The sequence below is a fragment of the Pseudomonas sp. WHRI 8519 genome, assembly GCF_040224055.2.
Taxonomy (GTDB): domain Bacteria; phylum Pseudomonadota; class Gammaproteobacteria; order Pseudomonadales; family Pseudomonadaceae; genus Aquipseudomonas; species Aquipseudomonas putida_X.
In genome coordinates this window covers 5526940-5550886 of the sequence record NZ_CP167996.1, presented here as the reverse complement: position 1 = coordinate 5550886, position 23947 = coordinate 5526940, and the positions used below count along the sequence as shown (strand labels likewise).

The 23947-nt window shown below is 57.7% G+C and carries 35 protein-coding genes; 33 read left to right on the top strand and 2 right to left on the bottom strand.

From position 1 onward, the window contains the following. From tuf to bfr, 31 genes are all read left to right on the top strand, one after another. Positions 1-1194, top strand: coding sequence for an elongation factor Tu (gene tuf / locus ABRP30_RS25465; protein ID WP_003255489.1), 1194 nt, complete (start codon positions 1-3; stop codon positions 1192-1194). 141 nt (positions 1195-1335) lie between these two features. Continuing rightward, positions 1336-1647 carry a 30S ribosomal protein S10 gene (gene rpsJ / locus ABRP30_RS25460; RefSeq protein WP_003186070.1) on the top strand — a complete coding sequence of 104 codons (312 nt, stop codon included), beginning with the start codon at positions 1336-1338 and terminating at the stop codon, positions 1645-1647. A gap of 80 nt (positions 1648-1727) precedes the next feature. Then, positions 1728-2363 (top strand): 50S ribosomal protein L3, encoded by a 636-nt coding sequence (rplC, locus tag ABRP30_RS25455; protein WP_012316519.1) that lies wholly within the window; start codon positions 1728-1730, stop codon positions 2361-2363. A gap of 12 nt (positions 2364-2375) precedes the next feature. Then, positions 2376-2978 carry a 50S ribosomal protein L4 gene (gene rplD, locus ABRP30_RS25450; protein WP_003255485.1) on the top strand — a complete coding sequence of 201 codons (603 nt, stop codon included), beginning with the start codon at positions 2376-2378 and terminating at the stop codon, positions 2976-2978. Continuing rightward, entirely contained in the window at positions 2975-3274 is a 300-nt protein-coding gene (gene rplW / locus ABRP30_RS25445) for a 50S ribosomal protein L23 (RefSeq protein WP_003255484.1), read from the top strand. Before rplD ends, rplW begins: the two co-directional genes overlap by 4 nt. Before the next feature lie 14 nt (positions 3275-3288). Next, positions 3289-4113: a 50S ribosomal protein L2 gene (gene rplB, locus ABRP30_RS25440; protein ID WP_012316518.1), complete on the top strand. Its 825-nt coding sequence runs from the start codon at positions 3289-3291 to the stop codon at positions 4111-4113. A 16-nt stretch (positions 4114-4129) separates the two neighbouring features. Next, positions 4130-4405 (top strand): 30S ribosomal protein S19, encoded by a 276-nt coding sequence (rpsS, locus tag ABRP30_RS25435; RefSeq protein ID WP_010486981.1) that lies wholly within the window; start codon positions 4130-4132, stop codon positions 4403-4405. Positions 4406-4416: 11 nt separating this feature from the next. Further along, the gene (rplV, locus tag ABRP30_RS25430) at positions 4417-4749 is read left to right on the top strand and encodes a 50S ribosomal protein L22 (RefSeq protein WP_003103908.1); all 333 of its coding nucleotides are present in this window, start codon (positions 4417-4419) and stop codon (positions 4747-4749) included. Positions 4750-4762: 13 nt separating this feature from the next. Then, positions 4763-5449 carry a 30S ribosomal protein S3 gene (gene rpsC, locus ABRP30_RS25425; RefSeq protein ID WP_003255481.1) on the top strand — a complete coding sequence of 229 codons (687 nt, stop codon included), beginning with the start codon at positions 4763-4765 and terminating at the stop codon, positions 5447-5449. Positions 5450-5461: 12 nt separating this feature from the next. Then, positions 5462-5875, top strand: a complete 414-nt coding sequence (rplP, locus tag ABRP30_RS25420) for a 50S ribosomal protein L16 (protein WP_003255479.1) — start codon at positions 5462-5464, stop codon at positions 5873-5875. Continuing rightward, positions 5875-6066 carry a 50S ribosomal protein L29 gene (rpmC, locus tag ABRP30_RS25415; protein WP_002555481.1) on the top strand — a complete coding sequence of 64 codons (192 nt, stop codon included), beginning with the start codon at positions 5875-5877 and terminating at the stop codon, positions 6064-6066. Before rplP ends, rpmC begins: the two co-directional genes overlap by 1 nt. Before the next feature lie 2 nt (positions 6067-6068). Next, positions 6069-6335 carry a 30S ribosomal protein S17 gene (gene rpsQ, locus ABRP30_RS25410; protein WP_008089812.1) on the top strand — a complete coding sequence of 89 codons (267 nt, stop codon included), beginning with the start codon at positions 6069-6071 and terminating at the stop codon, positions 6333-6335. 23 nt (positions 6336-6358) lie between these two features. Next, positions 6359-6727, top strand: coding sequence for a 50S ribosomal protein L14 (gene rplN / locus ABRP30_RS25405; protein WP_008089810.1), 369 nt, complete (start codon positions 6359-6361; stop codon positions 6725-6727). An 11-nt stretch (positions 6728-6738) separates the two neighbouring features. Then, the gene (gene rplX / locus ABRP30_RS25400) at positions 6739-7053 is read left to right on the top strand and encodes a 50S ribosomal protein L24 (protein WP_003255476.1); all 315 of its coding nucleotides are present in this window, start codon (positions 6739-6741) and stop codon (positions 7051-7053) included. 20 nt (positions 7054-7073) lie between these two features. Beyond that, on the top strand, positions 7074-7613 hold the full coding sequence (gene rplE / locus ABRP30_RS25395; RefSeq protein ID WP_012316517.1) for a 50S ribosomal protein L5: 540 nt from the start codon (positions 7074-7076) through the stop codon (positions 7611-7613). A 13-nt stretch (positions 7614-7626) separates the two neighbouring features. Beyond that, positions 7627-7932, top strand: coding sequence for a 30S ribosomal protein S14 (gene rpsN / locus ABRP30_RS25390; protein WP_012316516.1), 306 nt, complete (start codon positions 7627-7629; stop codon positions 7930-7932). A 208-nt stretch (positions 7933-8140) separates the two neighbouring features. After that, the gene (rpsH, locus tag ABRP30_RS25385; protein ID WP_008089805.1) at positions 8141-8533 is read left to right on the top strand and encodes a 30S ribosomal protein S8; all 393 of its coding nucleotides are present in this window, start codon (positions 8141-8143) and stop codon (positions 8531-8533) included. A gap of 12 nt (positions 8534-8545) precedes the next feature. Further along, on the top strand, positions 8546-9079 hold the full coding sequence (rplF, locus tag ABRP30_RS25380; protein WP_009681972.1) for a 50S ribosomal protein L6: 534 nt from the start codon (positions 8546-8548) through the stop codon (positions 9077-9079). A 10-nt stretch (positions 9080-9089) separates the two neighbouring features. Further along, positions 9090-9440 carry a 50S ribosomal protein L18 gene (gene rplR / locus ABRP30_RS25375; protein ID WP_008089801.1) on the top strand — a complete coding sequence of 117 codons (351 nt, stop codon included), beginning with the start codon at positions 9090-9092 and terminating at the stop codon, positions 9438-9440. A 3-nt stretch (positions 9441-9443) separates the two neighbouring features. Continuing rightward, complete coding sequence (rpsE, locus tag ABRP30_RS25370) at positions 9444-9944, top strand: 30S ribosomal protein S5 (protein WP_003255465.1); 501 nt, start codon at positions 9444-9446, stop codon at positions 9942-9944. 2 nt (positions 9945-9946) lie between these two features. Continuing rightward, positions 9947-10123: a 50S ribosomal protein L30 gene (gene rpmD / locus ABRP30_RS25365; RefSeq protein WP_008089798.1), complete on the top strand. Its 177-nt coding sequence runs from the start codon at positions 9947-9949 to the stop codon at positions 10121-10123. A 3-nt stretch (positions 10124-10126) separates the two neighbouring features. Next, on the top strand, positions 10127-10561 hold the full coding sequence (gene rplO, locus ABRP30_RS25360) for a 50S ribosomal protein L15 (RefSeq protein ID WP_349976290.1): 435 nt from the start codon (positions 10127-10129) through the stop codon (positions 10559-10561). After that, positions 10562-11893 (top strand): preprotein translocase subunit SecY, encoded by a 1332-nt coding sequence (gene secY / locus ABRP30_RS25355; RefSeq protein WP_003255459.1) that lies wholly within the window; start codon positions 10562-10564, stop codon positions 11891-11893. A 28-nt stretch (positions 11894-11921) separates the two neighbouring features. Then, a complete protein-coding gene (rpmJ, locus tag ABRP30_RS25350) occupies positions 11922-12038 on the top strand; it encodes a 50S ribosomal protein L36 (RefSeq protein ID WP_002555468.1) in 117 nt (38 codons plus the stop codon). Positions 12039-12169: 131 nt separating this feature from the next. Then, positions 12170-12526: a 30S ribosomal protein S13 gene (gene rpsM / locus ABRP30_RS25345; RefSeq protein WP_012316515.1), complete on the top strand. Its 357-nt coding sequence runs from the start codon at positions 12170-12172 to the stop codon at positions 12524-12526. A gap of 18 nt (positions 12527-12544) precedes the next feature. Next, on the top strand, positions 12545-12934 hold the full coding sequence (rpsK, locus tag ABRP30_RS25340) for a 30S ribosomal protein S11 (RefSeq protein WP_003255454.1): 390 nt from the start codon (positions 12545-12547) through the stop codon (positions 12932-12934). A gap of 15 nt (positions 12935-12949) precedes the next feature. Further along, entirely contained in the window at positions 12950-13570 is a 621-nt protein-coding gene (rpsD, locus tag ABRP30_RS25335) for a 30S ribosomal protein S4 (protein ID WP_012316514.1), read from the top strand. Positions 13571-13592: 22 nt separating this feature from the next. After that, positions 13593-14594 carry a DNA-directed RNA polymerase subunit alpha gene (rpoA, locus tag ABRP30_RS25330; protein ID WP_003255452.1) on the top strand — a complete coding sequence of 334 codons (1002 nt, stop codon included), beginning with the start codon at positions 13593-13595 and terminating at the stop codon, positions 14592-14594. Positions 14595-14636: 42 nt separating this feature from the next. Further along, entirely contained in the window at positions 14637-15023 is a 387-nt protein-coding gene (gene rplQ / locus ABRP30_RS25325; RefSeq protein ID WP_003255451.1) for a 50S ribosomal protein L17, read from the top strand. Between the two features lie 172 nt (positions 15024-15195). Continuing rightward, positions 15196-16635: a catalase gene (locus ABRP30_RS25320; protein WP_349976289.1), complete on the top strand. Its 1440-nt coding sequence runs from the start codon at positions 15196-15198 to the stop codon at positions 16633-16635. A 164-nt stretch (positions 16636-16799) separates the two neighbouring features. After that, positions 16800-17264, top strand: coding sequence for a bacterioferritin (gene bfr, locus ABRP30_RS25315; RefSeq protein ID WP_012316512.1), 465 nt, complete (start codon positions 16800-16802; stop codon positions 17262-17264). A gap of 67 nt (positions 17265-17331) precedes the next feature. On the opposite strand, the gene uvrA is transcribed toward bfr, so the two are convergent. Next, the gene (gene uvrA / locus ABRP30_RS25310) at positions 17332-20166 is read right to left on the bottom strand and encodes an excinuclease ABC subunit UvrA (protein ID WP_241806274.1); all 2835 of its coding nucleotides are present in this window, start codon (positions 20164-20166) and stop codon (positions 17332-17334) included. Positions 20167-20295: 129 nt separating this feature from the next. On the opposite strand from uvrA, the gene ABRP30_RS25305 reads away from it, so the two are divergent. Both ABRP30_RS25305 and ABRP30_RS25300 read left to right on the top strand, forming a co-directional pair. Continuing rightward, positions 20296-21690, top strand: coding sequence for an MFS transporter (locus ABRP30_RS25305; RefSeq protein WP_241806273.1), 1395 nt, complete (start codon positions 20296-20298; stop codon positions 21688-21690). 9 nt (positions 21691-21699) lie between these two features. Continuing rightward, positions 21700-22251 carry a single-stranded DNA-binding protein gene (locus ABRP30_RS25300; protein WP_012316509.1) on the top strand — a complete coding sequence of 184 codons (552 nt, stop codon included), beginning with the start codon at positions 21700-21702 and terminating at the stop codon, positions 22249-22251. A gap of 142 nt (positions 22252-22393) precedes the next feature. Here ABRP30_RS25300 and ABRP30_RS25295 read toward each other — a convergent pair whose 3' ends face one another. Then, entirely contained in the window at positions 22394-23827 is a 1434-nt protein-coding gene (locus tag ABRP30_RS25295) for a TolC family outer membrane protein (RefSeq protein ID WP_241806272.1), read from the bottom strand. Between the last annotated feature and the right edge of the window lie 120 nt (positions 23828-23947).

Genomic DNA, 23947 nt, shown 5'->3' with positions numbered 1-23947 from the left:
GTGGCTAAAGAAAAATTTGATCGTTCCCTTCCGCACGTTAACGTTGGCACCATCGGCCACGTTGACCACGGTAAGACCACTCTGACCGCAGCTCTGACTCGCGTTTGCTCCGAAGTTTTCGGTTCGGCAATCGTTGAGTTCGACAAGATCGACTCGGCTCCGGAAGAAAAAGCGCGCGGTATCACCATCAACACCGCTCACGTTGAGTACAACTCGACCATTCGTCACTACGCTCACGTTGACTGCCCAGGTCACGCTGACTATGTGAAGAACATGATCACCGGTGCTGCCCAGATGGACGGCGCGATCCTGGTTTGCTCGGCCGCCGATGGTCCGATGCCACAAACCCGTGAGCACATCCTGCTGTCCCGTCAGGTTGGCGTTCCGTACATCGTGGTCTTCCTGAACAAGGCCGACCTGGTAGACGACGCTGAGCTGCTGGAACTGGTCGAGATGGAAGTTCGCGACCTGCTGTCCACCTACGACTTCCCAGGCGACGACACTCCGATCATCATCGGTTCCGCTCGTATGGCGCTGGAAGGCAAAGACGACAACGAAATGGGCACTACCGCTGTCAAGAAGCTGGTAGAGACTCTGGACAGCTACATTCCTGAGCCAGTTCGTGCGATCGACCAGCCGTTCCTGATGCCGATCGAAGACGTATTCTCGATCTCGGGTCGTGGTACCGTTGTTACCGGCCGTATCGAGCGTGGTATCGTCCGCGTTCAAGATCCGCTGGAAATCGTTGGTCTGCGTGACACCACCACCACCACCTGCACCGGTGTTGAGATGTTCCGCAAGCTGCTGGACGAAGGCCGTGCTGGCGAGAACTGCGGCGTTCTGCTGCGTGGTACCAAGCGTGACGACGTTGAGCGTGGCCAGGTTCTGGTCAAGCCAGGTTCGGTCAAGCCGCACACCAAGTTCACCGCAGAAGTCTACGTTCTGTCGAAGGAAGAAGGCGGCCGTCACACTCCGTTCTTCAAAGGCTACCGTCCTCAGTTCTACTTCCGTACCACTGACGTGACCGGTAACTGCGAACTGCCGGAAGGCGTTGAAATGGTAATGCCAGGTGACAACATTCAGATGACTGTTACCCTGATCAAGACCATCGCAATGGAAGACGGTCTGCGCTTCGCTATCCGTGAAGGCGGTCGTACCGTCGGCGCCGGCGTCGTGGCCAAAATCATCGAGTAATCACTCGACCGATTGAAAAAACCCCCGCTCAGCGGGGGTTTTTTTTATTGGGTTGACACTAAATAGGGGCGTCTATAGAATCACGCCTCCTTTTAGCGGGCGTAGTGCGTCCGTTGGGAACAGCCTGGAGTCTGAAATCCAATGCAAAATCAGCAAATCCGAATCAGGTTGAAGGCTTTCGACCATCGCCTGATCGACCAATCCACCCAGGAAATCGTGGAAACCGCGAAACGTACTGGTGCACAAGTGCGTGGTCCAATTCCACTGCCTACCCGCAAAGAGCGTTTCACCGTTCTGGTCTCCCCGCACGTCAACAAAGACGCGCGTGACCAGTACGAGATCCGCACTCATAAGCGTGTTCTGGACATCGTCCAGCCAACGGATAAAACCGTTGACGCGCTGATGAAGCTTGATCTGGCGGCAGGTGTGGAAGTGCAGATCAGCCTCGGCTAAGACTTCGGTCTTGTCGTGTAACGCTCTGAAATGGGCGGCCATAGCGGGTGAAAGCCCCGTACACTCATGAGGTTTACAACATGACTATTGGTGTAGTCGGTCGCAAGTGCGGTATGACCCGCATTTTCACCGAAGAAGGTGTCTCCATTCCGGTCACGGTCATTGAGATCGAGCCGAATCGCGTCACCCAGTTCAAAACTGAAGAAACCGATGGCTACCGTGCAGTGCAAGTCACTGTCGGCGAGCGTCGTGCTTCGCGTGTGACTGCCGCTCAGGCAGGTCACTTCGCCAAGGCCAACGTTGCCGCTGGTCGCGGTGTCTGGGAGTTCCGTCTTGAAGAAGGCGAGTTCCAGGCTGGCGACTCGATCAAAGCTGAACTCTTCACTGCAGGCCAGCTGGTAGACGTTACTGGTCAGTCCAAAGGTAAAGGCTTTGCCGGTACCATCAAGCGCTGGAACTTCCGTGGCCAGGACAACACCCACGGTAACTCCGTGTCGCACCGTGTCCCAGGCTCCATCGGCCAGTGCCAGACTCCTGGTCGTGTGTTCAAGGGCAAGAAAATGTCCGGTCACATGGGCGCCGAGCGCGTGACTGTTCAGTCCCTGGAAGTAGTTCGCGTAGACGCTGAGCGCAACCTGCTGCTGGTCAAGGGTGCCGTTCCTGGCGCTACTGGCGGCGACGTGGTTGTACGTCCAGCTGTCAAGGCTCGCGGTTAAGGGGAAACTGACATGCAACTTAATGTAAATGACGCTCAGGCGATCGAAGTTTCCGAACTGACTTTCGGTGGCGAATTCAACGAGACGCTGGTACACCAAGCAGTCGTGGCCTACATGGCCGGCGGCCGTCAGGGCACCAAGCAGCAAAAGACCCGTTCCGACGTGGCTGGTGGCGGTAAGCGCCCATGGCGTCAGAAGGGTACTGGCCGTGCTCGTGCTGGTACCACTCGTGGTCCGATCTGGCGTGGCGGTGGTGTAACCTTCGCAGCTCGTCCTCAGGATCACTCGCAGAAGCTCAACAAGAAGATGTATCGCGCAGCTCTGCGCTCCATCCTCGCTGAGCTGGTGCGTAGCGACCGTCTGGTCGTGGTTCAGGACTTCGCTGTTGAAGCACCGAAAACCAAAGATCTGCTGAACAAGCTGAACGGCATGGGTCTGAGCGACGTTCTGATCGTTTCGGACGCTGTTGATCAGAACCTGTACCTGGCTGCTCGTAACCTGCCGCACGTCGATGTACGTGACGTTCAAGGTTCCGACCCGGTCAGTCTGATCGCATACGAGAAAGTGTTGATCACTGTCTCGGCCGTGAAGAAATTCGAGGAGCTGCTGGGATGAACCAGGAACGCGTATTTAAAGTCCTCCTTGGCCCGCACGTTTCCGAGAAGGCTACCGTTCTGGCTGAGAAAAAAGGCCAGTTCGTATTCAAGGTTGCTACTGACGCAACCAAGCTGGAAATCAAGAAAGCTGTCGAAGGCCTGTTCAACGTAAAAGTTGAAAACGTGTCGACTGTTAACGTTCTGGGTAAAACCAAGCGTACCGCACGTGGTCTGGGCAAGCGCAATGACTGGAAGAAGGCGATCGTCTCCCTTCAGCCAGGCCAAGATCTCGATTTCAGCAGCAGTGCTGAGTAAGGAAGGGGTGCATCATGGCAATCGTTAAATGCAAACCGACTTCCCCTGGCCGCCGTTTCGTGGTCAAGGTGGTCAACCAGGAGCTGCACAAAGGCGCTCCTCACGCACCGCTGCTCGAGAAGAAATCGAAGTCTGGTGGTCGTAACAACAATGGCCGCATCACCACTCGTCACGTTGGTGGTGGTCATAAGCAGCATTACCGTCTGGTCGACTTCCGTCGCAACGACAAAGATGGCATCCCAGCCACTGTCGAGCGTATCGAATACGATCCAAACCGTACTGCTCACATCGCCCTGCTGTGCTACGCAGACGGTGAGCGTCGCTACATCATCGCCCCTAAAGGCGTGAGTGCTGGCGACCAGCTGATCGCAGGTGCTCTGGCCCCAATCAAGGCCGGTAACTCCCTGCAGCTGCGCAATATCCCAGTAGGTAGCACCATTCACGGCATCGAACTGAAGCCGGGTAAAGGTGCTCAGATCGCTCGTTCCGCTGGTGCTTCGGCTCAGCTGATCGCTCGTGAAGGCGTCTACGTGACTCTGCGTCTGCGTTCCGGTGAGATGCGTAAAGTACTGGCTGAGTGCCGTGCGACCCTGGGCGAAGTCTCGAACTCCGAGCACAGCCTGCGCTCGCTGGGTAAAGCTGGTGCCAAACGCTGGCGCGGCGTTCGCCCAACCGTTCGTGGTGTTGCCATGAACCCGGTTGACCACCCACATGGTGGTGGTGAAGGTCGTACCTCCGGTGGTCGTCATCCGGTATCGCCATGGGGCTTCCCAACCAAGGGTGCTAAAACCCGTGGTAATAAGCGTACCGACAACATGATCGTCCGTCGTCGCAAGTAACTAGAGGGATACGACAGTGCCACGTTCTCTGAAAAAAGGTCCTTTTATCGATCTTCACCTGCTGAAGAAGATCGAAGTGGCGGTGGAGAAGAATGATCGCAAGCCAGTTAAAACCTGGTCGCGTCGTTCGATGATCCTGCCACAAATGGTCGGTCTGACCATCGCGGTTCACAACGGTCGCCAACATGTCCCAGTTCTCGTGAACGAAGACATGGTCGGCCACAAACTGGGCGAGTTCGCCGGTACCCGCACCTATCGCGGGCACGTGGCTGACAAGAAAGCCAAGCGTTAAGGGGTAAGGAAATGGAAGTAGCCGCTAAGTTGTCGGGCGCTCGCATCTCCGCCCAGAAAGCCCGCTTGGTCGCCGACCAGATCCGCGGGAAGAAGGTGGGCGAAGCGCTCAACCTGTTGGCCTTCAGCAGCAAAAAAGCCGCTGAAATCATGAAGAAAGTCCTCGAGTCGGCCGTTGCCAACGCCGAACACAACGAAGGCGCAGACGTTGATGACCTGAAGGTCTCCACCGTCTTCGTCAACGAAGGGCGTTCGCTGAAGCGCATCATGCCACGTGCCAAAGGCCGTGCTGATCGCATCGTCAAGCGGTCTTGCCATATCACTGTCAAGGTTGCGGACAAGTAACGGAGTCGATCAGATGGGTCAGAAAGTACATCCCACTGGCATTCGCCTGGGAATCGTCAAGGAGCACACCTCCGTCTGGTACGCAGACGGTGCTACTTACGCAGATTACCTCTTGAAGGATCTGAAAACGCGTGAGTACCTCCAAGACAAACTAAAAAGCGCGTCCGTAAGCCGTATCGATATTCATCGTCCGGCTCAAACTGCACGCATCACCATCCACACCGCTCGTCCCGGTATCGTTATCGGTAAGAAAGGTGAAGATGTCGAGAAGCTGCGTCAGGACCTGACCAAGCAGATGGGTGTGCCTGTGCACATCAACATCGAAGAGATCCGCAAGCCGGAACTCGACGCTATGCTGGTTGCGCAGAGCGTAGCTCAGCAGCTGGAACGCCGCGTAATGTTCCGTCGCGCCATGAAGCGCGCCGTACAGAACGCCATGCGTATTGGTGCCAAGGGCATCAAGATCCAGGTGAGCGGTCGTCTCGGCGGTGCTGAGATTGCTCGTACCGAGTGGTATCGCGAAGGGCGTGTGCCTCTGCACACCCTGCGTGCCGATATCGACTACAACACCTACGAAGCTCACACCACTTACGGTGTGATCGGTGTGAAGGTTTGGATCTTCAAAGGCGAAGTTATTGGTGGTCGCCAAGAAGAACTGAAACCACAAGCACCAGCGCCTCGTAAAAAAGCTGCTAAGTAAGGGGTACGCCAAATGTTGCAACCAAAGCGTACAAAATTCCGCAAGCAGATGACCGGCCACAACCGTGGTCTGGCACTGCGCGGTAGCAAAGTCAGCTTCGGCGAGTTCGCCTTGAAAGCTGTTGCTCGCGGTCGCCTCACCGCCCGCCAGATCGAGTCGGCACGTCGTGCTCTGACCCGTCACGTTAAGCGTGGCGGTAAGATCTGGATCCGTGTCTTCCCGGACAAGCCGATCTCCAAGAAGCCTCTCGAGGTTCGTATGGGTAAAGGTAAGGGTTCCGTGGAATACTGGGTTGCCCAGATCCAGCCAGGCAAAGTCCTGTACGAGATCGAGGGTGTTTCTGAAGAGCTGGCGCGCGAAGCTTTCGCCCTGGCTGCTGCAAAGCTGCCTCTCGCCACCTCCTTTGTTAAGCGGACGGTGATGTGATGAAAGCGAATGAACTTCGTGAAAAATCTGCACAGCAACTGAATGAGCAACTGCTCGGCTTGCTGCGCGACCAGTTCAATCTGCGTATGCAGAAGGCAACTGGCCAGTTGGGGCAGTCGCACCTGCTCTCGCAAGTTAAGCGTGACATCGCTCGCGTGAAAACTGTGCTTAACCAGCAGGCAGGTAAGTGATCATGGCTGAAGCTGAAAAAACCGTCCGTACGCTGACTGGCCGTGTCGTCAGCGACAAAATGGACAAGACCATCACCGTTCTGATCGAGCGTCGCGTCAAGCACCCGATCTACGGTAAATACGTTAAGCGTTCGACTAAGCTGCACGCGCACGACGAATCCAACCAGTGCAAAATCGGCGACAAGGTTTCCATCCGTGAAACCCGTCCGCTGGCCAAGACCAAGTCCTGGGCACTGGTTGAAGTCCTCGAACGCGCTGTTGAAGTCTAAGGGCTAGGGGTCGGAGAAATTTTATGATTCAGACTCAATCCATGCTCGATGTGGCCGATAACAGCGGCGCTCGTCGCGTCATGTGCATCAAGGTGCTCGGCGGTTCGCACCGCCGTTACGCCGGCATCGGTGACATCATCAAAGTAACCGTCAAGGAAGCAATTCCGCGCGGTAAGGTCAAAAAAGGCCAAGTGATGACCGCTGTTGTCGTCCGTACCCGTCACGGTGTACGTCGCGCTGACGGTTCCATCATTCGTTTCGACGGCAACGCTGCTGTTCTGCTGAACACCAAGCAAGAGCCGATCGGCACTCGCATCTTCGGGCCAGTGACCCGTGAACTTCGTACTGAGAAGTTCATGAAGATCGTCTCGCTCGCCCCTGAAGTGCTGTAAGGAGATCCGACATGCAAAAGATTCGTCGTGACGACGAGATCATCGTGATCGCCGGCAAAGACAAAGGTAAGCGCGGTAAGGTGCTGAAGGTTCTCGCTGACGACCGTCTGGTCATCGGTGGTGTGAACCTGGTTAAGCGTCATACCAAGCCTAACCCGATGGCGGGCGTTCAGGGCGGTATCGTCGAAAAAGAAGCGCCTCTGCACGCTTCCAACGTTGCCATCTTCAATGGCGAAACCAACAAGGCTGACCGCGTTGGTTTCAAAGTAGAAGACGGTAAGAAAATTCGTGTCTTCAAGTCGACCCAAAAAGCGGTTGATGCTTGAACACTGCTAGGTAGAAGACCATGGCACGACTGAAAGAGATTTACCGGAACGAAATCGCTCCTAAGCTTAAGGAAGAACTTAAGCTGTCGAACGTGATGGAAGTTCCGCGCGTTACCAAGATCACCCTGAACATGGGTCTGGGCGAAGCGATCGGCGACAAGAAGGTCATCGAGCATGCTGTTGCCGACCTGGAAAAGATCACCGGTCAAAAGCCGGTTGTGACTTTCGCTCGTAAATCCATCGCGGGCTTCAAAGTCCGTGAAGGATGGCCGATCGGTGTCAAGGTGACCCTGCGTCGCGAAAAGATGTACGAATTCCTGGACCGCCTGCTGGCGATCTCCCTGCCTCGGGTCCGCGACTTCCGCGGCCTGAATGCCAAGTCCTTCGATGGTCGTGGCAACTACAGCATGGGCGTGAAAGAGCAGATCATCTTCCCGGAAATCGATTACGACAAGATCGATGCTCTGCGCGGTTTGGACATCACCCTGACCACCACTGCTCGTTCGGATGACGAAGGCCGCGCTCTGCTGCGTGCATTCAAATTCCCGTTCCGCAACTGATTGGAGTAGGAAAATGGCCAAGAAGAGCATGAAAAACCGCGAGCTGAAGCGTCAGCTCACGGTAGCCAAGTTCGCTAAAAAGCGTGCTGAGCTGAAAGCGACCATCGTCAATCTGAACGCCTCTCCTGAAGAGCGTTTCGCTGCCGTTGTCGCTCTGCAGAAGCAGCCACGTGATGCCAGCGCTGCGCGTCTGCGCAACCGTTGCCGCCTGACCGGTCGTCCTCACGGTGTTTACCGTAAGTTCGGCCTGGGCCGTAACATGCTGCGTCAAGCGGCAATGCGCGGTGACGTACCAGGTCTGGTCAAGGCCTCCTGGTAATCGCTGTAGGCGTGACGCTGGCGGAAGGGGAGTGATCTTCCGACCGCCGGTGTTCTCGCCAACAAACAAGCCCCTTCATGGGGCTTGTTTCGTTTCTGTCTTGTGTCTAGAATGACCGGCTCACCTGAGCCTGGGGTTTTACCCTGCCTGCTTGGGTGGTTGTGATAGCCGCAAGGCTAATAATTCTTGTATCAGGAGCATCTAGCCCATGAGTATGCAGGACCCGTTAGCGGACATGCTAACTCGCATCCGTAATGCCCAGATGGCTGAAAAGTCCGTCGTAAGCATGCCTTCCTCCACTCTGAAGGTCGCGGTTGCCAAAGTTCTGAAAGACGAAGGTTACATCGCTGGCTACCAGGTTACTGGTGAGGCCAAGCCGTCCCTGTCGATCGAACTCAAGTACTTCGAAGGCCGTCCGGTCATCGAGGAACTGAAGCGTTCCAGCCGTCCTGGCCTGCGCCAGTACAAGTCCGTCACAGACCTGCCGAAAGTTCGTGGCGGCCTGGGCGTGTCTATCGTCTCCACCAACAAAGGTGTGATGACTGACCGCGCTGCGCGCGCTGCCGGTGTCGGCGGCGAAGTTCTGTGCACAGTGTTCTAAGGGGAGATAGGCATGTCTCGCGTCGCTAAGAACCCCGTTAAGCTGCCAGCTGGTGTCGAAGTCAAATTCGCCGGTCAGCAGCTTTCGGTGAAGGGTGCCAAAGGCACTCTCGAACTGAACGTTCACTCGTCTGTTGAAGTTACCGAAGAGTCCGGCGAACTGCGTTTCGTCGCCCGCAACGGTGATCAGCAAGCTCGCGCCATGGCCGGTACTACCCGTGCTCTGGTCAACAACATGGTCCAGGGCGTAAGCCAAGGCTTTGAGCGCAAGCTCCAGCTGGTCGGTGTTGGTTACAAGGCACAGGCCAAAGGCACCGTCCTGAACCTGGCTCTGGGCTTCTCGCATCCAGTGGACTACGAACTGCCAGCCGGTATCACTGCTGAAACTCCCAGCCAAACCGACATCCTGATCAAGGGTATCGACAAGCAGCTGGTAGGTCAGGTGGCCGCTGAAATCCGCGACTTCCGTCCACCAGAGCCTTACAAAGGCAAGGGTGTGCGTTACGCGGACGAAGTAGTCCGTCGTAAAGAAGCCAAGAAGAAGTAGGGCCTAGCAAATGACCGACAAAAAAGTTACTCGACTGCGTCGCGCTCGCAAAGCACGTCTCAAGATGCACGAACTCGAAGTCGTGCGCCTGTGCGTGTTCCGCTCCTCGCAGCACATCTACGCCCAGGTCATTTCGGCCGACGGCAGCAAGGTTTTGGCAAGCGCCTCGACCTTGGACAAAGACCTGCGTGATGGCGCCACTGGCAACATCGACGCGGCCACTAAGGTTGGCAAGCTGGTAGCTGAGCGTGCGAAAGCCGCCGGTGTATCTCAAGTTGCCTTTGACCGTTCCGGCTTCAAGTACCATGGCCGCGTCAAAGCGCTGGCTGATGCTGCTCGTGAAGGCGGGCTGGAGTTCTAAGTTATGGCAAATAACGATCAAAAGCGCGACGAAGGCTACATCGAGAAGCTGGTTCAAGTTAACCGCGTAGCTAAAACCGTTAAAGGCGGCCGTATCTTCACCTTCACCGCGCTGACCGTGGTGGGTGACGGTAAAGGTCGCGTCGGCTTCGGCCGTGGCAAATCGCGCGAAGTACCTGCCGCGATCCAGAAAGCCATGGAAGCTGCTCGTCGCAACATGATCCAGGTTGACCTGAAGGGCACTACCCTGCAGTACGCCACCAAGGCCGCCCACGGCGCCTCGAAGGTTTACATGCAGCCTGCTTCGGAAGGTACCGGTATCATCGCCGGCGGCGCCATGCGTGCTGTCCTGGAAGTTGCTGGTGTTCAGAACGTCCTGGCCAAGTGCTACGGTTCGACCAACCCAGTGAACGTGGTTTACGCCACCTTCAAGGGTCTGAAAGCCATGCAATCTCCTGAGTCCATTGCTGCCAAGCGCGGCAAGAGCGTTGAGGAGATCTTCTGATCATGGCAACCGTAAAAGTAACGCTGATCAAGAGCGTCTCGGGCCGTATCCCTAACCACAAACTGTGCGTTAAAGGTCTGGGTCTGCGTCGCATCGGTCACACTGTAGAAGTCCAGGATACTCCCGAGAACCGCGGGATGATCAACAAGGCTTACTACATGCTGCGCGTCGAGGGTTAATCGATGAAACTCAATGATCTGAGTCCAGCGCCGGGTTCCCGTCGCGAAAAGCATCGTCCGGGTCGTGGTATCGGTAGCGGTCTGGGTAAGACCGGCGGCCGTGGCCACAAAGGTCAGACCTCCCGTTCGGGTGGTTCGATCGCTCCGGGCTTCGAAGGCGGTCAACAGCCGCTGCACCGTCGCCTGCCGAAGTTCGGCTTCGTTTCCCTGAAAGCCATGGATCGCGCAGAAGTGCGTCTGTCCGAACTGGCTAAAGTGGAAGGCGACGTGATCTCCGTGCAATCCCTGAAGGATGCCAACGTGATCAACCAGCACATTCAGCGTGTGAAAATCATGCTGTCTGGCGAAGTTGCTCGCGCAGTCACCATCAAGGGTATCGCAGCCACCAAGGGTGCGCGTGCGGCTATCGAAGCAGCTGGCGGCAAATTCGAGGAATAAATGGCTAAGCAAGGTGCTCTCTCTTCGCTCGGTAAGGGCGGGATGTCGGAACTCTGGGCTCGTCTGCGCTTTCTGTTCATGGCGATCATCGTCTATCGGATAGGTGCGCATATCCCGGTTCCAGGCATCAATCCGGACCGTCTGGCGGATCTGTTTCGGCAGAATGAGGGGACCATTCTTAGCTTGTTCAACATGTTTTCCGGTGGCGCGCTCGAGCGCATGAGCATCTTTGCATTGGGGATCATGCCGTACATCTCGGCATCGATCATCATGCAGCTGATGACGGCGGTCAGCCCGCAACTGGAGCAGTTGAAGAAGGAAGGTGAAGCTGGCCGTCGCAAGATCAGCCAGTACACCCGCTACGGCACCGTTATTCTGGCGCTGGTTCAAGCCATTGGCATGTCCATTGGCCTAGCCAACCAGGGCGTGGCGTTTTCTGCGGGCCTTGGCTTCCATGTCGTCGCGGTTTCCACGTTTGTGGCAGGCGCGATGTTCATGATGTGGCTGGGTGAGCAGATCACCGAGCGCGGTGTGGGCAACGGTATCTCGATGTTGATCTTCGCAGGTATCGTTGCCGGTCTTCCGAGAGCAATCGGGCAGTCTTTCGAGTCTGCGCGCACAGGCGATATCAACATTTTCGCCCTGGTCGCTATCGGTTTGCTGGCAGTAGCGATTATCGGCTTTGTGGTGTTCATTGAGCGTGGTCAGCGTCGTATCGCCGTTCACTACGCCAAGCGTCAGCAGGGCCGTAAGGTCTTTGCAGCGCAGACCAGCCACTTGCCGCTGAAAGTGAACATGGCGGGGGTTATCCCGGCCATTTTCGCGAGCAGCATTCTGCTGTTCCCGGCTTCGCTGGGTGCCTGGTTCGGTCAGTCCGAAGGTATGGGCTGGCTGCAGGACATCTCGCAGTCGATCGCTCCTGGTCAGCCGTTGAACATTCTGCTGTTTAGTGCAGGGATCATTTTCTTCTGCTTCTTCTACACAGCGTTGATGTTCAACCCGAAAGACGTAGCGGAAAACCTGAAGAAGTCCGGTGCCTTTATTCCGGGTATCCGTCCTGGTGAGCAGTCGGCGCGCTACATTGATGGCGTTCTGACTCGTTTGACCATGTTCGGTGCTCTTTACATGATGGCCGTCTGCCTTCTGCCCCAGTTCCTGGTGGTGGCAGCAAATGTGCCGTTCTACCTTGGCGGGACCTCGTTGCTGATTGTGGTAGTGGTTGTGATGGACTTCATGTCCCAAGTACAATCGCACCTCGTTTCGCACCAGTACGAATCCCTGATGAAGAAAGCCAACCTGAAAGGCTACGGTGGCAGCGGTTTGCTGCGCTGATACGCCCCTAAGGTTCGAGGAGTCGGTAATGAAAGTTCGTGCATCGGTGAAAAAGCTGTGCCGCAACTGCAAGATCATCCGTCGCGAAGGCGTCGTACGAGTGATCTGCAGCGCGGAACCGCGTCACAAACAGCGCCAAGGCTGAGTGTGATCTGCGTTTCAAACCCAGCAGCTAGTGTGCTGCTGGGTTGATTATTCGTTTCTACAGCGATATTATCTCGCGCCCTATTTCTTGGCTTCCGGGGCGTAGGTAGCTGTCAATTGGAGTCCCACTGAATGGCCCGTATTGCAGGCGTCAACATTCCAGATAACAAGCATACTGTTATCTCGCTGACCTACATCTATGGTGTCGGTCGCACAACTGCACAGAAGATCTGTGCAGATGCTGGTGTAAATCCAGCCGCTAAGATCAAGGATCTGAGCGACGAGCAAATCGAAACCCTGCGTGGCGAAGTTGCGAAGTTCACCACCGAAGGTGACCTGCGTCGTGACGTCAACATGAAGATCAAGCGCTTGATGGACCTGGGTTGCTACCGCGGCCTGCGTCATCGTAAAGGTCTGCCGGTTCGCGGTCAGCGCACCAAGACCAACGCACGCACCCGTAAGGGCCCGCGTAAGCCGATCCGCAAGTAATCGCCCAGGAATATAGACATGGCAAAACCTGCTGCTCGTCCTCGTAAGAAAGTCAAAAAGACAGTGGTTGATGGCATCGCCCACATCCATGCGTCTTTCAACAACACCATCGTGACCATCACCGACCGTCAGGGCAATGCTTTGTCCTGGGCGACCTCCGGTGGCTCGGGTTTCCGTGGTTCGCGCAAATCCACGCCGTTCGCAGCTCAGATCGCTGCTGAGCGTGCTGGTCAAGCTGCGCTGGAATACGGTCTTAAGAACCTCGACGTTAACGTCAAGGGTCCAGGTCCAGGTCGTGAGTCCGCCGTTCGTGCATTGAACAGCTGCGGCTACAAGATCGCCAGCATCACCGACGTGACGCCAATCCCGCACAACGGGTGCCGTCCGCCGAAGAAGCGCCGCGTGTAATCAGGAGACAGAAGAATGGCACGTTACATTGGTCCAAAATGCAAACTGTCTCGTCGTGAAGGCACCGACCTGTTCCTGAAGAGCGGCGTTCGCGCTCTGGAATCGAAGTGCAACATCGAAGCAGCCCCAGGTATCCACGGCCAGCGCCGTGGCCGTCAGTCCGACTACGGTACCCAGCTGCGCGAGAAACAAAAAGTCCGTCGTATCTACGGTGTTCTGGAGCGTCAGTTCCGCGGTTACTACCAAGCTGCTGCCTCGAAAAAAGGCGCAACCGGTGAGAACCTGCTGCAACTGCTCGAGTGCCGTCTGGATAACGTCGTCTACCGTATGGGCTTCGGCTCGACTCGTTCCGAGTCCCGTCAGCTGGTTTCGCACAAAGCGATCAGCGTCAACGGTAAGACTGTAAACATTCCATCCTACCAAGTTCGTCCGGGTGACGTGGTCGCGGTTCGCGAGAAGTCGTCGAACCAGCTGCGCATTGTTCAAGCCCTTGAACTGTGCGCCCAGCGTGGCCGCGTTGAGTGGGTAGACGTAGATTCCGCTAAGAAGTCGGGCGTTTTCAAGAACGTTCCTGCTCGCGGCGACCTCTCTGCCGACATCAACGAAAACCTGATTGTCGAGCTCTACTCCAAGTAAGGGCTAGAAAATAGGTGCATCCATGCAGATTTCGGTAAATGAGTTCCTGACTCCCCGCCATATTGATGTGCAGGTAGTCAGTCCGACCCGCGCCAAGATCACGCTCGAGCCTCTCGAGCGTGGCTTCGGCCATACCCTGGGCAACGCGCTGCGCCGCATCCTGTTGTCCTCCATGCCTGGCTGTGCAGTAGTCGAGGCCGAGATCGATGGCGTACTCCATGAGTACTCCGCGATCGAAGGTGTACAGGAAGACGTAATTGAAATCCTGTTGAACCTTAAAGGTCTGGCTATCAAACTGCACGGTCGTGACGAAGTTACGCTGACCTTGTCGAAAAAGGGTTCGGGGGTGGTTACCGCTGCCGATATTCAGCTGGATCACGATGTCGAGATCGTCAACCCCGATCACGTAATCGCGAACCTGGCGTCCAACGGCGCCCTGAACATGAAGCTCACTGTAGCTCGTGGTCGCGGTTACGAGCCGGCTGACTCCCGTCAAACCGACGAAGACGAAAGCCGTAGCATTGGCCGTCTGCAGCTGGACGCTTCGTTCAGCCCGGTGCGTCGTATCGCCTATGTGGTCGAGAACGCCCGTGTTGAACAGCGTACCAACCTGGACAAGCTGGTCATTGATCTGGAAACCAACGGCACCCTGGATCCTGAAGAGGCTATCCGCCGCGCTGCGACCATCCTGCAACAGCAGTTGGCCGCGTTCGTCGACCTCAAAGGTGACAGCGAGCCTGTCGTAGTCGAGCAGGAAGACGAGATCGATCCGATCCTGCTACGTCCGGTTGACGACCTGGAACTGACTGTACGTTCGGCCAACTGCCTCAAGGCGGAGAACATCTACTACATCGGCGACCTGATTCAGCGTACCGAAGTAGAGCTGTTGAAGACTCCTAACCTGGGCAAGAAGTCCCTGACTGAAATCAAGGACGTGCTGGCCTCTCGTGGTCTGTCTCTCGGCATGCGCCTCGACAACTGGCCGCCTGCAAGTCTTAAGAAAGACGACAAGGCGACCGCCTGATCGTCGTAATCACCGAACGTAGTGTTTGGTAAGGAATGAATCATGCGTCATCGTAAAAGTGGACGTCACCTGAGCCGTACCAGCTCTCACCGCAAAGCTATGTTCCAGAACATGGCTGTGTCGCTGATCGAGCACGAGCTGATCAAAACCACCCTGCCGAAAGCCAAGGAACTGCGCCGCGTTGCCGAGCCGCTGATCACCCTGGCCAAGGAAGACAGCGTTGCTAACCGCCGTCTGGCCTTCGACCGTACCCGTTCGAAGTCCGCTGTTGGCAAACTGTTCAACGATCTGGGCAAGCGTTACGCCACCCGTCAGGGCGGCTACCTGCGCATCCTGAAGTGCGGTTTCCGCGCTGGCGACAACGCGCCTATGGCGTACGTCGAGCTGGTTGATCGTCCAGTCGGTGGTGCTGTAGAAGCTGCCGAGTAAGACGTTCTGTCTGCTACAAAAAACCGGGACTAGTGCCCGGTTTTTTGTTTTCACAGGAATTGTTTTTTTCTATCGATACGACACGTGCAATGAATTTGTTCTGAATCGACCGCTCGTCGATACTCCTATCCAAGCCGATTCGCCGGCAGTTCAAAACCGATATGGAGAGCCCATGAGCAAGATTCTCACCACCGCCAGCGGTGCCCCCGTAGCTGACAATCAGAATTCCCGCTCTGCTGGCCCGCGCGGCCCGTTGTTGCTCGACGATTTCCACCTGATCGAGAAGCTCGCTCACTTCAACCGCGAGAACATTCCTGAGCGGCGTGTACATGCCAAAGGCTCGGGAGCCTACGGCACGTTTACCGTCACCCACGACATCACTCGGTACACCAAGGCCAAGCTGTTCGACACGATTGGTAAGCAGACGGAAACCTTCCTGCGCTTTTCCACCGTCGGTGGCGAGCGTGGTTCGGCTGACACCGAGCGTGATCCTCGCGGCTTTGCGGTAAAGTTTTACACCGAGGAAGGCAATTGGGACATCGTCGGCAACAACACGCCGGTTTTCTTCATCCGCGATCCGCTCAAGTTCCCGGATTTCATCCACACCCAGAAGCGCCATCCGCAATCAAACCTGAAGAACGCTCAGATGATGTGGGATTTCTGGTCGCACTCGCCTGAGGCGCTGCACCAGGTCACCATCCTGTTCTCCGATCGCGGTATTCCGGACGGCTACCGGCACATGCACGGCTTCGGCAGCCACACCTATAGCTTGATCAGCGCTGCTGGCGAGCGCACATGGGTCAAATGGCACTTCAAGACCCAGCAAGGTATCAAGAACCTTACGCCAGCCGACGCTGCGCGCCTGGCGGGTACAGACCCTGACTACGCCCAGCGTGACCTGTTCGAGGCCATCGAGCGCGCAGACTATCCCCGTTGGACCGTGTGCATTCAGGTCATGACCGAGGAGGAGGCAGCCAGCCGCGAAGAAAATCCGTTCGATGTGACCAAGACCTGGTCGCAGAAGGACTATCCGTTGATCGAGGTGGGTGTCCTGGAGCTCAACCGCAACCCGCTCAACTATTTCGCTGAAGTCGAGCAGGCTGCGTTTGGCCCGAGCAACATGGTGCCGGGCGTTGGGCTGTCCCCAGACCGCATGCTGCAGGGCCGCGTTTTCGCCTATGCCGATGCGCACCGGTACCGTGTGGGCACCAACCACCAGCAGTTGCCGGTCAACGCGCCACGTTGCCCGGTCAATAGCTACCAGCGTGATGGATCGATGGCGTTTGGCAACTATGGCAGTGCACCCAATTACGAGCCCAATAGCTATGGCGATGCGCCTAAGCAGTCGCCTGGCCATGGCGAACCTGCATTGGCCCTCAAAGGCGCTGCGGACCGCTACGATCACCGTGAAGACAATGACTACTACAGCCACGCCGGTGCACTGTTCCGCTTGATGAACGATGAACAAAAGGCACTGCTGATCAGCAACATCGCCACAACCATGGCAGGTGTCAGTCAAGATGTCATTCAGCGTCAACTGCAGTACTTCTTCAGGGCTGATCCGGCCTATGGTGAAGGCATTGCCAAGGCATTGGGCGTGAATCTCGCCTAACTCGAAGTGATAAGAAGAACCGCCCTCATTTGGGCGGTTTTTCAATGAATATCACTACTGTTTACCTGTTTTTTTGCCCCTGATTGCGCATTTTTCAGTGACCGTGGGCAATTCCTGGTTCAAACTATGTCTCATTAGACGTATCCACACGGAGAATCAGGGCGATGCAAGGTCACCCGGACGTAATCAATTATCTCGTCACGTTGCTGAAGGGCGAACTGGCCGCACGCGATCAGTACTTCATTCACTCGCGCATGTACGAAGACTGGGGCCTGTCCAAGCTCTACGAACGCATCAACCATGAGATGGAAGAGGAAACCCAGCACGCCGATGCGCTGATGCGGCGTATCCTCATGCTCGAAGGCACCCCCGACATGCGCGCGGATGACCTGGAAGTGGGTAGCACTGTGCCGGAAATGATCGAAGCGGACCTCAAGCTGGAGTACAAGGTTCGTGCCGCCTTGTGCAAAGGCATCGAGCTGTGCGAGCTGCACAAGGACTACATCAGTCGCGATATCCTGCGTGCGCAGCTGGCCGATACCGAAGAAGATCACACCTACTGGCTTGAGAAGCAGCAGGGCCTGATCAAGGCCATCGGCCTGGAAAACTACCTGCAGTCGCAGATGTAAGTTATCCACAGATAAAAAAGAGCCCCAGGCACCATTCGTGCCTGGGGCTTTTTCATGGGCTGCCAGATCAGGCCCTGTCACGCTCCAGAAGCGGTTTCAGGTAGTGCCCTGTGTACGACTGCTTCATCTTGGCCAGTTCCTCCGGGGTACCGCTGGCAATAATTTGCCCACCCTTCGAACCACCCTCTGGGCCCAAGTCGACCAACCAGTCCGCGGTCTTGATCACATCGAGGTTGTGCTCGATGACCACCACCGTGTTGCCGTGGTCGCGCAGGCGGTGCAAGACGTCCAGCAACTGCTGAATATCGGCGAAGTGCAGGCCCGTGGTCGGCTCGTCAAGGATGTACAGGGTCTTGCCAGTATCGCGTTTGGACAGCTCGCGTGAGAGCTTGACCCTTTGCGCTTCACCCCCCGACAGCGTCGTCGCCGACTGGCCCAGCTTGATGTAAGACAGGCCTACATCCATCAAGGTTTGCAGCTTGCGCGCCAGCGCCGGCACCGCATCGAAGAATTCGCGCGCATCCTCGATGGTCATTTCCAGGACCTCGTGGATGTTCTTGCCTTTGTATTTGATCTCCAGGGTTTCGCGGTTGTAGCGCTTGCTCTTGCACACGTCGCACGGCACGTAGATGTCCGGCAGGAAGTGCATTTCCACCTTGATCAGCCCATCGCCCTGGCACGCCTCGCAACGGCCGCCCTTGACGTTGAACGAGAAACGCCCCGGGCCGTAGCCGCGTGAGCGCGATTCCGGCACGCCGGAAAACAGCTCACGAATCGGCGTGAAGATGCCGGTATAGGTCGCCGGGTTCGAACGCGGTGTGCGGCCGATCGGGCTCTGGTCGATATCGACGACTTTGTCCAGGTGCTGCAGGCCATCCATGTTGCTGTGCGGTGCGGCTTCCAGGCTGCTGGCACCGTTGAGGGCAGTAGCGGCCAGGGGATACAGCGTGTTGTTGATCAACGTCGACTTGCCCGAGCCGGATACGCCAGTCACGCAGGTCAGCAGGCCGATCGGGATTTCCAGGTCAACGTTCTGCAGGTTGTTGCCTCGCGCGCCTTTGAGCTTGAGGGACAGCTTTTTGTCGCGGGGCGTGCGTTTGGCAGGGACAGCGATTTTCTTGCGGCCGGACAGGTACTTCCCGGTCAGCGAGTCGGGATGTGCCATGACTTCTTGCGGCGTACCCTCGGCAACGATCTGGCCACCGTGGACGCCGGCCCCTGGGCCGATGTCCACCACGTAGTCCGCCAGGCGAATGGCGTCTTCGTCGTGCTCGACCACGATCACGGTGTTACCCAGGTCGCGCAGGTGGTTGAGGGTGGCGAGCAGGCGGTCGTTGTCGCGTTGATGAAGACCGATGGACGGTTCATCAAGGATATACATCACCCCGACCAGCCCCGCACCAATCTGGCTGGCCAGGCGGATCCGTTGCGCTTCGCCGCCGGACAAGGTGTCGGCACTGCGATCCAGGGTAAGGTAATCCAGGCCAACGTTGACCAGAAACTGTAGGCGTTCGCAGATTTCCTTGAGGATCTTTGCCGCAATTTCACCGCGACGCCCGGTCAGGGTCAGCTCACCGAAGTAGCTGCTGGCTTCACCGATAGGCAGGTTGGTCACCGCCGGCAGGGTTTTTTCGCCAACCCAGACATGCCGTGCTTCCCGGCGCAGGCGGGTGCCGCGGCAGTCGGGGCAGGGCTGGGTGCCGAGGAACTTGGCCAGCTCCTCACGCACCGTGGCCGACTCGGTTTCGCGGTAGCGCCGCTCCAGATTGGGCACGATCCCTTCGAACGGGTGCGAACGCTTGACGATGTCGCCACGGTCGTTCAGATACTTGAAGTCAACGCTCTGTTTGCCACTGCCTTGCAGGATTACCTTCTGGTGCTCGGCCGACAGCTCGCCGAACGGTTCCTCCAGGCTGAACCCATAATGCGCTGCCAGCGAACCCAGCATCTGGAAGTAGTAGACGTTACGCCGATCCCAGCCGCGGATAGCGCCCTCGGCCAATGTCAACTCGCTGTTGACCAGGCGCTTGATATCGAAAAATTGCTTTACCCCCAGGCCATCGCAGGTCGGGCAGGCGCCGGCCGGGTTGTTGAACGAAAACAGCTTGGGCTCCAGTTCGCTGATCGCATGGCCGCAGACCGGGCAGGCGAAACGAGCGGAGAAGATCGTCTCTTCGCCTTCTTCATCGTCCATCGGGGCAACCAGGGCGATGCCGTCGGCCAGCTTGAGGGCGGTCTCGAATGACTCGGCAAGGCGTTGTTGCAGGTCGGCGCGGACCTTGAAACGGTCCACCACCACATCGATGCTGTGTTTCTTCTGCTTGTCCAGCTTGGGCAGTTCGTCGAGTTCGTAGAGCTTGCCGTTGACGCGTGCCCGAACGAAGCCTTGGGCACGCAGTTCGTCGAACACGGCCAGGTGCTCACCCTTGCGCTCGCGCACTACCGGAGCCAGCAGCATCAGCTTGCTGCCTTCCGGGCGCTCCAGCACCAGGTCGACCATCTGGCTGACGGTCTGCGCCTCCAGCGGAATGTCGTGGTCCGGGCAGCGCGGAGTACCCACGCGGGCATAAAGCAGGCGCAGGTAGTCGTAGATTTCGGTGATGGTGCCTACCGTCGAGCGCGGGTTGTGCGAAGTCGACTTCTGCTCGATGGAGATGGCAGGCGACAGGCCTTCGATCGTGTCGACGTCAGGTTTTTCCATCATCGACAGGAATTGCCGGGCGTAGGCCGACAGCGATTCCACATAGCGGCGCTGACCCTCGGCATACAAGGTATCGAATGCCAGGGAAGACTTCCCGGACCCGGACAAGCCGGTGATCACGATCAGCTTGTCCCGCGGCAGGGTCAGGTCGATGTTCTTCAGGTTGTGGGTACGTGCCCCACGAATAAGGATCTTGTCCACTGCGGCCTCGCTTGGCGGGCATAAACAAGGAAGTATACGGGGCGCTGCCAGTACGCGGCAAAGCGTCACGTAGATGCCGTCAAGCTGTCGGACTGATAGAATCGCCGCCGGTTCACACGAGGTTAATCCATGCACGACACCCACAACGAGCGCATGAGTGGCAGCGAAACGCGCGCCGCTGGCGGCCTGGCCCTGGTCTTTGCCTTTCGTATGCTGGGCATGTTCATGGTCTTGCCGGTGCTGGCCACCTACGGCATGGACCTGGCCGGTGCCACGCCCGCGCTGATCGGCCTGGCCATCGGTGCCTATGGCCTGACCCAGGCGTTTTTTCAAATCCCTTTCGGGATGATTTCCGATCGCATCGGCCGCCGTCCGGTGATCTACCTGGGCCTGGTGATCTTCGCTTTGGGCAGTGTACTGGCGGCTCAGGCCGACTCCATCTGGGGTGTGATTGCCGGGCGAATTCTGCAGGGCGCCGGGGCGATTTCCGCCGCAGTCATGGCGCTGCTGTCCGACCTGACCCGCGAGCAGCACCGTACCAAGGCCATGGCCATGATCGGCATGAGCATCGGCCTGTCGTTCGCTGTGGCGATGGTCGTTGGCCCACTTCTCACCAGCGCCTTCGGCCTGTCAGGATTGTTCCTCGCCACGGCAGGACTTGCCCTGGTAGGCATTTTGCTGATCGCCTTCATCGTGCCCAACACCCACAGCACCTTGCAGCACCGCGAATCGGGTGTGGCGCGCCAGGCACTCGGTCCAACCCTGCGCCATCCGGACCTTCTGCGCCTGGACGCCGGCATCTTCATCCTCCACGCGATCCTCATGGCGAGCTTCGTTGCGCTGCCTCTGGCCTTCGTCGAGCGCGGTGGCTTGCCCAAGGAAGAGCACTGGTGGGTGTACCTGACTGCGCTGTTCATCTCATTTTTTGCAATGGTCCCTTTCATCATCTACGGCGAAAAAAAGCGCAAGATGAAACGCGTATTGGCCGGAGCGGTCAGTGTGTTGCTGCTGGTGGAGGTGTTCTTCTGGCAGTGGGCTGACAACTTGCGCGGACTGGTGATTGGCACCGTGGTATTCTTTACTGCATTCAACCTGCTGGAGGCATCGCTGCCGTCGCTGGTTAGCAAGGTGTCGCCTGCTGGCGGCAAGGGGACGGCGATGGGGGTGTATTCCACCAGCCAGTTCCTTGGTGCTGCGCTGGGTGGGATCCTTGGCGGCTGGCTGTTCCAGCACGGTGGGCTGAACACGGTGTTCCTCGGTTGCGCGGTGCTGTGTGCCGTATGGCTGGTGGTTGCGTTACGCATGAACGAGCCGCCGTATGTGACCAGCCTACGCATGCCGCTGACGCCTGAGGCAGTCCGGGAAGCCGGCCTGACCGAGCGCCTGATGGCCGTGCCGGGTGTGACCGACGCCGTTGTGGTGGCAGAAGAAGCTGCCATCTATATCAAACTGGATACGAAAATTTTGGACCGTGCGACCCTCGAGCGTCTGGTGAACCCAGCCTCTTCGGCGTGCGAAGCCTAGGAGAACGTTATGGCCCGTGGGGTTAACAAAGTCATTCTGGTCGGCACCTGTGGCCAGGATCCCGAAGTCCGCTACCTGCCCAACGGTAACGCCGTGACCAACCTGAGCCTGGCTACCAGCGAGCAGTGGACCGACAAGCAGTCGGGCCAGAAGGTCGAGCGCACCGAGTGGCACCGTGTGTCGATGTTCGGCAAGGTTGCCGAAATCGCTGGCGAATACCTGCGCAAGGGTTCGCAGGTGTACATCGAGGGCAAGCTGCAGACCCGCGAGTGGGAAAAAGACGGCATCAAGCGTTACACCACCGAAATCATCGTCGACATGCAGGGCACCATGCAGTTGCTCGGCGGCCGTCCGCAGAACCAGCAAGGTGGCGGCGACCAGTACAACCAAGGTGGTGGTAACAACTACAATCAGGGTGGCCAGCAGCAACAGTACAACCAGGCGCCACCACGTCAGCAGGCCCCACGCCCGCAACAGGCCCAGCAGCGCCCTGCGCCGCAACAGCCCGCGCCGCAGCCGGCTGCTGACTTTGACAGCTTTGATGACGATATTCCGTTCTGAGCAACCTCAGGTCGGTAAGACGTCCAGCTTTATCGAAAAACCCAGGGCATTTGCCCTGGGTTTTTTGTGTCTTGCGGATTGCCGGGGATCGGGAAATGCATCCTCGAACGCTTTGTTTCGACGATTGCCGTGACCGCTTGCCTCAAGGCCTGCGTTCGAAGTTCTTCGCCGCTGCCGCCGCCAGGTCCGGTGGCAGGAAGTCCTTGTCCGGATTGTAGTCCGCCTTCAGGTACCGCTTGAGGTCCACCAGGTCCTGTGGGCTCAAAGTGCCAGCCGCTTGCTTCAGGCTGAGGTTGTCAAGAATGTAGTCGTACCGGCTGTTGTTGTAGTCGCGAACCGAGGTGTACAGCTGGCGCTGGGCATCGAGCACGTCGACGATATTGCGGGTGCCGACCTGGTAACCGATCTCGGTGGCTTCCAGCGCGCTCTGGTTGGAAATGATCGACTGCTTGCGCGCTTGCACCTGCTCCACATCGGTATTCACGGCACGGTGCAGGTTGCGTGTGTTCTCCACCACCTGGCGGCGCAGGCTCTCGCGTTGTTGTTCGCTCTGGCTCAGGCGCTGGTATGCCTCGCGTACTTGCGAGCTGGTCAGGCCGCCACTGTAGATCGGGATGTTCAGCTGCAGGCCGATGCTGGTCTGCTCCACGTCACCGCTGTAGCGCACGCCCAGTTGCGAAGGGTTGGAGAAGCCCAGGCTGTCATTGTCGCCTTTCTGGTATTTGGCTACCGCATCAAGGGTCGGGGCGTGGCCGGCCTTGCGCTGGCGTAGGGTTTCTTCGGCGGCATCGACTGCGTAGTTGGTTGCCAGCAGGTTGAGGTTCTGCCGCCCCGCAGTCTCGACCCAGGCCTTGGCGTCGTTGGGGGTGGGCACCTGTATCGGCAAGGTGTGAACAACGCCCTGGATCGAGGTGTATTCGCGGTTGGTGAGGGTCACCAAGGCCTCGAAAGCATCCTGCACCTGGCGTTCGGCAATGATCCGGTTGGCCCGAGCGGTGTCATAGCTGGCCTGGGACTGCAGCACGTCGGTCTTGTCGGACAGGCCGACATCGAAACGTTCGTTGGACTGGTCCAGCTGGCGCTTGAAGGCCGATTCTTCGGCTTTCGTGGCTGCCAGGTTGTCCTGGGCCCGCAGCACGGCAAAGTAGCTTTGCGCGGTCTGCAGGATCAGGTTTTGCTCAGTGGCAGACAACTCCAGCGCCGCCTGCTCGTTGACGGCCTCGGCGGCCTGCAACTGGAACCAGCGATCGGCGCGGAAGACAGGTTGCGCCAGTGTGGCGCTCCAGGAATTGCCGCTGCGGTTCGAGGTGATCGAGGGTTCGTCGAGTTTGGTGCGGGTGTTCATCATTTCGGCACCTGCCGACAGGTTGGGCAGCAGGCCGGCGCGGGCCTGGGGCACCACTTCGCGGCGCGCGCCATAATCGGCGCGAGCGGCGGCAAGATCGGCGTTGTTGTCGACCGCTTCCTGGTAGACACTGACCAGGTCAGTCTTCACCGTCATGGGCACATCCGCTGCCCAGGCCACTCCGTTGGACGCACAAGACACGGCAATCGCCAGTGAGAGTTTGCGCAGCATAGAGGCAATCCTTGTACGAAATTTAATTACTGAACTGTTGAGTATCGAGCGATGGGGCAGTGTAGTGCCATGCGCAATTGGCAACAATCGTTGGCGGTGCCTTTCATCATCCCCCCGTTT